Raw genomic sequence first — 11581 nt, 5'->3', positions numbered from 1 at the left:
TACGGTACCGTAGGTTTCGTGGAGCGCACCGAATCGGCGACAATGTTGGGCGTAAGCCAGACGCCGGCTAGTGAGCAGGAGCTTCCGCTGGGCAGACGTAACCCATCGATCAGGGGCAACGTCGTCGACACCAAGCGACCCGTTGTGGCCGGCGCCGAGCGGCACCCCGGCTGGCACGCGCTGCGCAAGCTCGCCGCGCGGATCACGACGCCGCTGTTGCCCGATGACTACCTGCATCTGGCCAACCCGCTGTGGTCCGCGCGGGAACTGCGGGGCCGCGTCCTCGAGGTCCGCCGCGAGACCGAGGACTCGGCGACCCTGGTCATCAAACCGGGCTGGGGCTTCAGCTTCGACTACCAGCCCGGCCAGTACATCGGCATCGGGCTGCTGGTCGACGGGCGCTGGCGGTGGCGGTCTTACTCGCTGACCTCGAGCCCGGCCGAGACCTCCGGCTCGCCCCGCACGGTGACCATCACCGTCAAGGCGATGCCCGAGGGTTTCCTGTCCACGCACCTGGTGGCCGGCGTCGAGCCCGGGACCATCGTGCGGCTGGCCGCACCCCAGGGCAACTTCGTCCTTCCGGACCCGGCGCCGCCGTCGATCCTGTTCCTGACCGCCGGTTCCGGGATAACGCCGGTGATGTCGATGCTGCGAACGTTGGTGCGCCGCAACCAGATTGGTGACGTCACGCATTTGCATTCGGCGCCCACCGAATCCGACGTGATGTTCCGCGCCGAGCTGGCCGCGCTGGCCGCCAGCCAGCCGGGCTACCGCTTGCAGGTGCGAGAGACCCGCAAGCAGGGCCGGCTCGACCTGGCCGCACTGGATCAACAGGTCGCGGACTGGCGCGAGCGTCAGACCTGGGCGTGCGGACCGGAGGGCATGCTCAACCAGGCGCAGAAAGTGTGGTCGGCGGCGGGCATCGGCGACCGGCTGCACCTGGAGCGGTTCGCCGTCTCCAAGGCCGCGCCTGCCGGGGCAGGAGGCACGGTGACGTTCGCGCGTAGCGGGCGCGCCGTCGCGGCCGACGCGGCGACGTCGTTGATGGATGCCGGCGAGGGCGCGGGTGTGCAGATGCCATTCGGCTGCCGGATGGGTATCTGCCAGTCCTGCGTGGTAAGCCTGGTGGACGGGCACGTCCGCGATCTGCGAACCGGCGCCGAACACGAGCCCGGAACTCGGATTCAGACCTGTGTGTCGGCCGCGTCCGGCGATTGCGTGCTCGACATTTAAAGATTACTCACAGGTAACCTACGGATTCGTAGGTTACGATAGCGTAGGTATTGCACCGACAAGACGACCGCAGGGAGATGACGACGAGTGGCAATCACAGACGTCGACGTATTCGCCCATCTGACGGACGCTGACATCGAAAGCCTGGCCGTGGAGCTGGATGCCATCCGCCAGGACATCGAAGACTCTCGAGGGGCGCGCGACGCTCGCTACATCCGTCGCACCATCGCCGCGCAGCGCGCCCTGGAGGTGGCCGGCCGCGTGCTGCTGGCCGCCAGCTCCCGCCGCTCGGCGTGGTGGGCCGGCACCGTGACCTTGGGCGTGGCCAAGATCGTCGAGAACATGGAGATCGGCCACAACGTCATGCACGGCCAGTGGGACTGGATGAACGACCCGGAGATCCACTCCTCGACGTGGGAGTGGGACATGAGCGGGTCGTCCAAGCACTGGCGCTACACGCACAACTTCGTGCACCACAAGTACACCAACATCCTCGGGATGGACGATGACGTCGGCTACGGCTTGCTGCGCGTCACCCGGGATCAGCGCTGGAAGCGCTTCAACATCTTCAACCTGTTCTACAACACGATGCTCGCGCTGCTCTTCGAATGGGGCGTCGGCCTGCAGCACGTGGAGCTCGGCAAGATCGTCAAGAAGCGGATGGATCAGGACGACGCCCGGCAACGGGTCGACGAGTTCCTGGCCAAGGCCGGCCGGCAGGTGCTCAAGGACTACGTCGCGTTCCCGGCGCTGACCGCGCTGTCGCCCGGCGCGACCTATCGGTCCACGCTGGCGGCCAACGCGGTTGCCAACATCATCCGCAACGTGTGGGCGAACGCGGTGATCTTCTGCGGCCACTTCCCCGATGGCGCAGAGAAATTCACCAAGACCGACATGATCGGTGAGACCAGGGGCCAGTGGTACCTGCGCCAGATGCTGGGCAGCGCCAACTTCGAGGCCGGCCCCGCGCTGCGGTTCATGAGCGGCAACCTGTGCCACCAGATCGAGCACCACCTGTATCCCGATCTGCCGAGCAACCGGCTGCACGAGATCTCGGTGCGGGTGCGCGCGCTGTGCGACAAGTACGACTTGCCTTACACCACGGGCTCTTTCCTCGTGCAGTACGCAAAGACGTGGCGCACACTGGCCAAGCTGTCGTTGCCGAACAAGTACCTGCGCGACGACGCCGACAACGCGCCGGAGACGCGCAGCGAGCGGATGTTCGCCGAATTGGAGCCCGGCTTCGCCGGCACCGATCCGGCTACCGGACGCCGGCGCGGCCTGAAGACCGCCATCGCCACCGTGCGGGATTGGCGGCGCGCCAAGAAGGAAGCGAAGCAGGGCCGAAGGGACGACCTGGCCGCCTAGCGTGCTTCGCCGAGCGTGCACCCAGCGCGGATTTTCACCCAAATCCTCGCGGTGAGTGCACATTCGGCGCCTGGGTCCTAGGCTCGATGCGGGACCGCGATCGGGACTAGAAAGGCACGCGATGTTCGCAGCATTCGGATTCGAAACCCTCGGTGTCGTCGTCGGGGACATGTACTTCGTCGACCCGCGCCCGCTCGCCGGTCAGGAGACGCCGGAACGGGGCGTCAGGCTGGAACTGCGCCTGGTCGACCGGGCCGAGCCACAGGGGTCGATCTACGCCGGCGTCCCGATCGCTTTCACCCGGCCGGTGTGGCGGGTGGACCTCTTCGGGTCCACTGAGAGCCCGCCCGGCACGCTCGACCGGGCCCATCACCATCCGCGTTTCGATGGCTGGGAACCGGGCCGCCGAAACTTCGTCCCCGAACTGTCCGCTGACCCGGTGGCCTGGCTGGCGGGTCAGCTGGCCGACCCGGCGGCGGTGCTCGAGCGGGCAGGCGTCGACGCGGACGAGGTCAGCGAGGCCGATCTGGCCGGGCTTGCCTCGACGGCCCCCGAGATCGTGGCCGCGGTGAAGCGAATGCTGGACGGCGTACGCGACGGCGAACTGGCCCCGGCGCCCCCCGAGCCCGTTGCCGCCGCCCGCACCGGCTGGCTCTGATCCGTTTCCATTTGCTAGTCGGCAGGATCCAGATAATCTAACTGCTGCCGCCTAGATGAGGAGTCAGCAAATGAAGAAGACCGCGCGCTTGACCGGCCCGCTCGCCGCCGTCCTGGGTGGTATCGCCGTCTTTACGGCACCACTCGCGAACGCCGACTCTACGGACGACAACTACCTGCAAACCCTCAAGGACAAAGGGATCACCTGGGCAAGTGGGGCGGACCAGACGATGGTCCAGATCGGGCACGCGGTTTGCCAGGACTGGGCTAGAGGGTTCACGTTCGAGCAGACCTTCGCCGACGCGAAACAAGGGCTTCCGCAGCTGGCCGACACCTCGCTCGCCAAGATCATGGGTGCGGCAACGGGCGCGTACTGCCCGCAGTACTCCAGCAAGTTTGACTGATACGTCGCCTCCGGCCGGCCGACCGGGTTACGAGGAAGGCGCACCGTGACCTACCTGGGTAAGCCCTATTACCCGGTGTGGCTGGACAACCTGGCCGAGGACGTCACCTTGGAAGCCGCGGCAATGGACGGCACCGCGCACGGCGCGGACGACGTTCGCTCGATCGTGGTGACCGCCCGCGAGGTGTACGACAACCAGGAGTTCAACTTCGCCGGGCCCGCCGGCGACTATGGCTTCGTCGAGGACTACACGTGCGAGATCCGCGGCGTGCGCACCAACGTAATTGTCTGGGTCACTTTCAACGCGGCGGGACAGACGCGGCAGGTCGTGGTGAACCACCGCCCGCGCAGTGCGTTGCTGTCCTTCTCCCGTCTGATGCTCGAAAAGTATTCCGGCACACCGCTTGCCACACATTGGCAGGGCACACCGTAAGGGGCTCAAGCGGTTCGGCTCGCTGTTATCTCGACTTTAACGCCCGACGGGCCTCGGCGCAGCCCGCGGAGCTCTGTCTCCGACGTGTCGCTCGAGGTAGCAACGTTCGAGTCGATCAACGAGAGATTGTGCTTCTTTGATGTCGCGGCGGAGCCTGGCCGCTTCGACCCGCAGTGCGCACGCTCGGCTGTTGGTCGCCGTCAGATTTAGGCGTTCTATCCGAGACAGCTGGCTAGTCATCTCGCCCAGGTGGAGGCGCAAAACGCGGACGAACTCGACAGCCTGAGCCACCTGCCGCCGATCCATCGAGTGATCTTCCCCCATCCAGTCGCTACATGTCGGCTTCTGGCGACAAATCTTTGCAAAATGACCCCGCGGATATGCCTGGCGCCCTTTCTCTTCCGCACTCGCGGTGTTTCCCGCGCGGGTGATCCGCAGACGCTTTCTAGCGCGGGCACGCCAGCAGTAGGCCGAGTGTGACTCGCGGCGCCTCGGTGAACGCGACGTTTATTTGTGGCGACTCCCAGGTTAAGATCTTTCGGTGTATGGGGTTGCGGGCGTGCCTCAAGAAGAGCGGGCACAGATCGAGGCGGTTCAGCGTCGTCTTGCCCAGAAGTACGCGCAACTATCGCACACGCATGTCGCGCAGGTAGTCGAGCAAACCTATGGGCGGTTTAGCCACTGCACCTTGCGCGATTTCGTTCCACTGCTGGTAGAGCGCCGCGCCAGGGAAGAACTGGCCAGGTCGGCCTCGGGAGCGTAGGCAATTCCCGAACGCCGGCCACGGGTGCCGCCGCAGATCGTGCTCTCCGTACGAGTAGCGAATCCCGTTGAAGGGCCGCTGAATTGTAGGCACGAGCGAAGGAGCGAAGATGGATGTCTTGAGAGGAACGCTGCATGCGGCCAGTCGCACGATTGACGCCAGCGTTGCGGCGGCCGGCGCGATCGGTGGTGCGGCCGTCAACGGTGTGGTCGGCGGTTTCCAGGGTGTGGTCGGCGGTGTGCAAAGCGGCCTGAGCACCGGCAGCCGGTCCATTCCCGCGGCGGCTCTGACGGTGGCTGCGGTCGGTGCGGTCGGTCTGGTGGAGTGGCCGCTGTTATTGCCCGTCGGCGGAACACTTTTGGGGGTGCATTATCTGACGCATCGCTCCGACGGCGGGTCGACCCGGCGCGTCGCTTCGCGCTCTGGAGCCAAGGGCCGCTCCGGCTCGCGGCCGTCGAGGCGGCCGCGTACGGCAGCACGATCGCGTCCAGGGCGCTCTGCGCAGCACTAGGGGCGCTCAGCGGGGACCGATGCCCCGCGGTAGCCATTTGATGGCATCCGCCCGACTCGACCGCCCGCTAGCCTAAGTGCTCCGCAGAGAAGACGTCGATCGCACGCACGGGTGTCAACATCACCAGCGGGATCTGACGACTAGTTGATTTCTGATAGGCGAGGTAGGGCGGATACAGGTGCGCCATGTACGCCCACACCTCATGGCGTTCCTGGCCTTCGGGCTCCCGCCACGTGGCCTCGAATGCCTGGGTGGCGATCTGAACGCCAATCGTGTTGCTCTGTAAGACATTCAAGTACCACTCCGGATGCGTGTCGGCGCCTCCCTTGGATGCGACGATCACGATCTCCCCGCCGACGTTGCCGTAGATCAACGGTCTGACATAGCTCTTACCCGATTTGCGACCGACGACCTTGATCAAGCAGTGCGTGGTCAGTTCGCGTCCCCCGACCGCACTCACATCCATGATGTGGCCTCGCGTGCCGCCGGAGGTCAGGTACTCCTTGAGGTGCTCGCTGATCCAGTCACTGCGCGCCGCTCGGATCGATGCCGCATCGGCGTCGCTCATGGATGACTCCTCCCGCAAACGAAGCGAGGCCGCACGACGCGCCTCCATGACTGATTTTGCCAGGGTGACCGTGCAACCGGGTGCCGTCACTGTGTCGGACCTTCTTTGCTCAGTTGTCGAAGAACTGGCCAAAGGCCCCGGGGAATTCGTCGACGCACCGCGCAGTGGTCCAGCCGGACATTGAGTCGGGGCTTCGGATGCGGCTTTTTCCGGATCGGTACGGTGACATGGTGGCGCAAAGACGCCTTGACGTGGGTTGCGGTCCGCTGCTTGTCGACGATGACGGCGTTCTGATCAGAGCGCACGGCATTTCGTACGCGACCGCCGAACGATTCGCCGCGCCGGTTCCCGCGTCACCGCATAGCGATGTGCGCGATGCGACGACGCGCGGTCCGGTGTGTCCGCAGTTGCCGTCCCGTTTGGATTTCGTGACTGGTCCGGTGGTCGACGGCCTCGCCAGCAGCGAGCAATGCCAGATACTCAGCGTCACAGCGCCTTGCGACGCTCGGGGGCTCCCGGTGATGGTGTGGTTCCACGGCGGGGCGTACCTGTCGGGTAGCGGGGAGGCACCTAAGTACGACCCCGACGCGCTGGTCACCGAGGGCCGGGTCGTCGTCGTCACCGTCAGCTACCGACTCGGCATCTTCGGGTTTCTCAACCCGCACCCGGGCGGGGAAGCCAACTTGGGGCTGCGGGATCAGATCATGGCGTTGCGCTGGACGCAGCAGCACATCGCGGCGTTCGGCGGCGACCCCTCGCAAGTGACGATCTTCGGCCAGTCTGCGGGCGGGGATTCGGTGCTGTCACTGATCCTCAGTGAGGAGGCGACGGGTCTGTTTCACCGCGCCATCCTGCAAAGCGCCCCGCTCGGTGTCCGAAGCGGCAGGGAGGCGATGACGGCGGCAATGCGAGAGGCGGTGACCGGCGCGCTCGCCGGTGTGGCCCCGGGCGAGGCCAGCGTGGGGAAACTGCTCAACGCTCAAACAGCCGCTGTAACAATGGCACAGCGATTCGGCCTGCTCGGCGGGTTCCCGTTCGCACCGATCGCGGGCATGGACCCGCTACCTCCCGCCCGCGACGAAAGTCGCAAACTTGCCGACGCGGCAGCCCGGGTCGAGATGCTCGTTGGCTACGCCCGCAATGATGCGGACGCGTTCGTCGCGATGGACTCGCGAGGGAAACGACTCCAGCGTCTTGGCCCACCGGGTCGGGCCGCCGCCCGACTGCTCGGCGACGTGGTGACCCGGCGGATATTTGGCCGGCCGGCGCTTGAACTCGCCAGATCCTGGATTTCATATGGCGGTGCCGCCGCGACTTTCCGCGTGGACTGGTCACCGCCAGGGGCGCCGTTCCGCGCATGCCATTGCATCGAGCTGCCGCTGTTGTTCGGCTCGCCGGAGTGCTGGGCGGACGCGCCAATGCTCGGCCCAGCACCCAACCCCATTGACAGTGAGTTGGCCCGCAAGGCGCGGGGTTACTGGGCCGCCTTCGCGCACGGCGGCATCGCCGCGCTAGGGGGCGCATCGCTTCGAATCTGATGCACCGCTTGGGGACGCCACTGGACGAAAGCCTTTACGGGCGAGGGTTATTCGCCGGCGGCTCGGCCGGCGGGCTGTACCGCATCGTCCACACGGGGACCTGGTCGGGGGTGTACTCGTTTCCGGCCCAGGGCGTACCGCAGATGTGCAGATAGGCGTAGAGCGCACATGGGAACATCGCCGATTTTGTTCTCATCACCCGGGAAGCACACCCAGTCGTTGGTTCCCCGGCGAAGCACCACGCGGTTGCCTTGTTCGTCCATGTCGGCAACGGTGGCGTCCCTGGTGATGTGGCGCGGACCCGACAACATGGCCCGCGATATTTTGGCGGCGAGTATTTGCTCCTCGCGGGAATGGGGAAGCGGTCCTCCGGAGCCCACTCCCGTAATGGCGCTGTTGCTGTAGTTGCCGGACCCGCCACCTGAGGTGGGCTCATTTTCAGCCATCGCGGTGCTCCCTTGCTCCACACGTACTCTACGTCGCGTCCGGAACCCGCAGTTCCTGCGATGCGCGCGTCCGGCGGGTCTTTTTCCTGGTCGGAGGCTCGCCGTGCGGGTATCATCCGGCCGATGTCGAACGACATTGTGGCCGCTCCGTCGCCGACGATTCGTGTCGCGGCGATTCAGATGCTCGCCGAATTGGGGGATGTCGACGCCAATCTGGCTATGGCGCGACGCCTCGTCCGGGTCGCTTTCGAGCGCGGCGCAAACTTGGTCATCCTGCCGGAGCTATTCGCCTCCGGTAATGCGTTCTTCCCGCACATGGCGTCGACGACTCGGGCGATCGACGGATCGCCGGCCCAGTTGCTCTCGGACATGGCGCGCGAAGGCAACGCCATTGTCGGCGGGTCGTTCCTGGCGTGGCGCGACGGCCACGTCTATAACACCTTTGTTCTGGCGCTACCCGACGGAAGTAGCCACCGACACGACAAGGATGACCCGACGTTCTGGGAGAACTGCTACTACATCGGCGGGGACGACGACGGCGTTCTGAACACGTCCCACGGCAATATCGGCGCGGCGCTTTGTTGGGAGTTCATCCGATCCAGGACGGCCGCGCGGTTGAAGGAAAAGGTCGACATCGTGGTGGGCGGTTCGGGATGGTGGGGCGGAAAGGACAGCGGGCAGTCGGATGGCCCTGCAGCCGAGTTCGGCCTTGAAATTATGAAGGCCGCGCCGAGCCGATTCGCCAGAATGCTTGGGGTGCCAGTGGTTCACGCCGCGCACGCGGGACGGTTCGTGGGGCAGTCCTGGCCTGATTCGGGCGAGAGCTACCCGTCTCGCTACCTGGGCGAGGCTCAAATCGTCGACGGTAACGGCCGCATTCTCGCGCGGATGTCTCGCGAAGAAGGCGAAGGTGTTGTCACCGCTGACGTCACGCTCGGTCGCGTAGCGGATGAGCCGGACTCGATACCGGACAGCTTCTGGATCGCCGAGTTTCCCGAAGCGGTCTATCGCCAGTGGGAACATGACCTGGACGCCGGCCACCAGTACTACATTTCGACGACGCTGCCCTACGTTCGCGAGATGTTCACTCGTCTAACTTGAGCCGCGGATTGATTGTCAGGCCGTTACCTTTTCGGCGAGCGCCGCCAGCTTGGCATCGAGCTTCTCTGCCGCGCTGAGCAATTCGTCGTTGGGTTCGACGACCATCAGCGATGACGGCTTGACGTAGGTGAGGCTGCTGCCGTCGCCCTCGTCGGTCAGCAGCAGTTCGACCGGGGCGAACAGGCCCGCGGTCACGTCGTGGCGCAGCATCGTGATCGCGATCAGCGGGTTGCCGAGGACCACCCGCAACACCTTGCGGTCGATGCCGGCCTTGTCGATCCATGCGCCGTGATCGAACAGACCGAACAGCATGAATCCGCTTGGCCCGACATATTTTTCGACCTCCTCGCGATACGATTCCCAGTCGCCATGGGTCTTGGCGATCTCGTTGATCGCTACCGGTTTCTCGCCGATATCGGCCAGCAGCGCAGAGACCAGCTCGTCGAAACCCTTGGTGCTGGGATAGCGCACTCGTATGCCGTCAAAGCGAGTTTCGGTGCGCTCAGACATGCTCGGCCTCTCTGTCGTGGTTTTGTTCGAACATCGAGCGGTGGTCGTTGACGAAGTCCTCGACCGTGGTGAGCGGGCGGCCGATGATCGCCAGCGCCGCATCACTGATGCCGGCCAGGCGCCCTTCGCGTTGGTCGATCGCAACCGCCTCGAAATGCCTCAGCTTGGCGGTGTCGTCAGGGATCCCGATGAGATCCAGAAACGCTGCCGCGGTGACACTTTCGAACGGAAGGTCTCGACCGAGGACACGGCCGACCTCGGCGGCCAATTCCTGATGGCTGTACTCGACCGCTCCGGTCAAGGTGTACGTGCGGCCGCCGTGTCCGTGCGGATCGCTCAAGATGGTGGCGGCCGTCAACGCGATATCTCGTGCGGCGATTGGAGCAAAGCGGCTGTCGGCGTCAAAGGGCATGACATAGCGGCCGGCGCGGATCAACGCGGCGATGTAAGTCAGCCATTCCATGAAGAACGTGACCCGCAGATTGGTCGTCGGAGTCCCCGACCAGTCGAAAACCTGCTCGGAGAGCCAGTGGTTCTGCGTCGCCTTGCTCCGGGCCCGCGGTCGCGACTGAATGTGGCTCATGTTGACGATCAGCTCGAGGCTTTGCTCTCTGGCCGCCTGGGCGAACATCACCGCCGCCTCCACAAGTCCCTCACCGACCGGGAAATTGAAGTAGGCGCGCCGCACGCCCTCGAGTGCTGCGCGCACGTCACCGAGATTGAGCTGGTCTCCGACCACAACGTCGGCACCGGCATCGCGGAGACGTTGGGCGCGATCGTCGTCCCGTCGGACCATCGCCGTGACCGGCAGTCCGCGGTCGAGCAGGCAATCGACCATCGGACGGCCGGTATCACCGTTGGCGGTGGTCACCAGGATTCTCGTCATGGCCGCGCTCAGCCCAACCGCTCGATGATCGTGGCGTTGGCCATGCCGCCGCCCTCGCACATCGTCTGCAGCCCATAGCGTCCGCCGCGCTGATGCAGGGCGTTGACCAGGGTGGTCATGATGCGCGCGCCGCTGGCGCCCAGCGGGTGGCCGATCGCAATGGCGCCGCCGTTGACGTTGGTCTTGGCCAGGTCGGCCCCGGTGTCATGCGCCCAGGCGAGGACGACGGGCGCGAACGCCTCGTTGACCTCGAACAGGTCGATGTCGGACAGCGTCAGCCCGGCGCGGCGCAGCACTTTCTCGGTGGCCGGGATGACCCCGGTCAGCATGTACAGCGGGTCGGAGCCCACCACGGTGGTGGTGTGGATCCGCGCCAGCGGACGGAGCCCGAGTTGCTTGGCGACCTCGCTGGTGGTGATCAGCACCGCGGCGCTGCCGTCGGACAGTGGCGAGGAGTTACCGGGCGTGATCTCCCAATTGATCTGCGGGAACCGCTCTTTCATCGCGTCGCTGTAGAACGCCGGCTGCAGGGCGGCCAGCGTCTCGACCGTGGTGCCGGGACGGATGATCTCGTCGGTGGCCAGCCCCGCGATCGGGATCAGCTCGTTGTCGAACAGCCCGTCCTTGGTGGCGCGCGCGGCCTTGTCGTGGCTGCCGGCGGAGAACTCGTCGAGCTGGGTGCGCGAGAGACCCCACTTCGCGGCGATCAGCTCGGCGCTGATGCCCTGCGGGACAAGCCCGTCGGGGTAGCGCTGCGCCATGTCGTGACCGAACGGGTTGCTGCCGGGCAGCACCGAGGTACCCATCGGGACGCGGCTCATCGACTCGACGCCACCCGCGACGACGAGGTCGTAGGCGCCGGCGAGCACGCCCTGCGCGGCGAAACTGATGGCCTGCTGGCTGCTGCCGCACTGCCGGTCGATGGTGACGCCGGGAACCGACTCGGGGAATCCCGCGCCCAGCAGCGCGTTGCGCGCGATGTTGACGGCCTGGTCGCCGACCTGCGTAACGGCGCCGGCGATGACGTCATCGATGCGCTCCGGGTCGACGCCCGTGCGGGCTACCAGTTCGCGCAGGCTGTGTGCCAGCAGGTCGGCGGGCAGCACGTCGTGCAGCGCGCCGCTGGCCTTGCCCTTGCCGATCGGGGTGCGTACGGCACCGACG

13 protein-coding genes are annotated in these 11581 nt (G+C 65.8%); 9 read left to right on the top strand and 4 right to left on the bottom strand.

Annotation, left to right across the window (positions count from 1 at the left end):
- The first annotated feature begins 45 nt into the window (after nt 1–45).
- The 7 genes from A5706_RS14795 (at nt 46) to A5706_RS32290 (ending at nt 5368) form a co-directional block, all read left to right on the top strand.
- A complete protein-coding gene (locus A5706_RS14795) occupies nt 46–1233 on the top strand; it encodes a ferredoxin reductase (RefSeq protein ID WP_369831872.1) in 1188 nt (395 codons plus the stop codon).
- Between the two features lie 87 nt (nt 1234–1320).
- Nucleotides 1321–2601 carry a fatty acid desaturase gene (locus A5706_RS14790; RefSeq protein ID WP_068131875.1) on the top strand — a complete coding sequence of 427 codons (1281 nt, stop codon included), beginning with the start codon at nt 1321–1323 and terminating at the stop codon, nt 2599–2601.
- A 121-nt stretch (nt 2602–2722) separates the two neighbouring features.
- Nucleotides 2723–3259 carry a hypothetical protein gene (locus A5706_RS14785; RefSeq protein ID WP_068131873.1) on the top strand — a complete coding sequence of 179 codons (537 nt, stop codon included), beginning with the start codon at nt 2723–2725 and terminating at the stop codon, nt 3257–3259.
- A 70-nt stretch (nt 3260–3329) separates the two neighbouring features.
- The gene (locus tag A5706_RS14780) at nt 3330–3662 is read left to right on the top strand and encodes a DUF732 domain-containing protein (RefSeq protein ID WP_197517833.1); all 333 of its coding nucleotides are present in this window, start codon (nt 3330–3332) and stop codon (nt 3660–3662) included.
- Between the two features lie 45 nt (nt 3663–3707).
- A complete protein-coding gene (locus tag A5706_RS14775) occupies nt 3708–4094 on the top strand; it encodes a hypothetical protein (protein WP_068131867.1) in 387 nt (128 codons plus the stop codon).
- 541 nt (nt 4095–4635) lie between these two features.
- The gene (locus A5706_RS32295) at nt 4636–4857 is read left to right on the top strand and encodes a three-helix bundle dimerization domain-containing protein (protein ID WP_231985304.1); all 222 of its coding nucleotides are present in this window, start codon (nt 4636–4638) and stop codon (nt 4855–4857) included.
- Nucleotides 4858–4966: 109 nt separating this feature from the next.
- On the top strand, nt 4967–5368 hold the full coding sequence (locus tag A5706_RS32290; protein WP_082964387.1) for a hypothetical protein: 402 nt from the start codon (nt 4967–4969) through the stop codon (nt 5366–5368).
- 67 nt (nt 5369–5435) lie between these two features.
- Here the strand turns inward: A5706_RS32290 and A5706_RS14770 are convergent, their stop codons facing one another.
- Nucleotides 5436–5936 (bottom strand): nitroreductase/quinone reductase family protein, encoded by a 501-nt coding sequence (locus A5706_RS14770; RefSeq protein WP_068131865.1) that lies wholly within the window; start codon nt 5934–5936, stop codon nt 5436–5438.
- 227 nt (nt 5937–6163) lie between these two features.
- Here A5706_RS14770 and A5706_RS14765 point away from each other — a divergent pair, with 227 nt between their 5' ends.
- Both A5706_RS14765 and A5706_RS14760 read left to right on the top strand, forming a co-directional pair.
- Nucleotides 6164–7474, top strand: coding sequence for a carboxylesterase family protein (locus tag A5706_RS14765; protein ID WP_068131910.1), 1311 nt, complete (start codon nt 6164–6166; stop codon nt 7472–7474).
- A gap of 569 nt (nt 7475–8043) precedes the next feature.
- Nucleotides 8044–9021, top strand: a complete 978-nt coding sequence (locus A5706_RS14760) for a carbon-nitrogen hydrolase family protein (protein ID WP_197517832.1) — start codon at nt 8044–8046, stop codon at nt 9019–9021.
- A 15-nt stretch (nt 9022–9036) separates the two neighbouring features.
- Here the strand turns inward: A5706_RS14760 and A5706_RS14755 are convergent, their stop codons facing one another.
- The 3 genes from A5706_RS14755 to A5706_RS14745 form a co-directional block, all read right to left on the bottom strand.
- Nucleotides 9037–9531 (bottom strand): DUF302 domain-containing protein, encoded by a 495-nt coding sequence (locus A5706_RS14755; protein WP_068131859.1) that lies wholly within the window; start codon nt 9529–9531, stop codon nt 9037–9039.
- A complete protein-coding gene (locus A5706_RS14750; protein ID WP_068131857.1) occupies nt 9524–10417 on the bottom strand; it encodes an NAD(P)H-binding protein in 894 nt (297 codons plus the stop codon). Before A5706_RS14750 ends, A5706_RS14755 begins: the two co-directional genes overlap by 8 nt.
- Nucleotides 10418–10425: 8 nt before the next feature.
- Nucleotides 10426–11581: thiolase family protein (locus A5706_RS14745; RefSeq protein WP_068131855.1), on the bottom strand; the 1156-nt coding region annotated here is incomplete at its 5' end.

The organism is Mycobacterium sp. E796 (assembly GCF_001672815.1).
In the GTDB taxonomy this organism is placed as follows: domain Bacteria; phylum Actinomycetota; class Actinomycetes; order Mycobacteriales; family Mycobacteriaceae; genus Mycobacterium.
The sequence above is the reverse complement of the archived record's forward strand: the minus strand, read 5'-3'. Positions and strand labels throughout refer to the sequence as shown.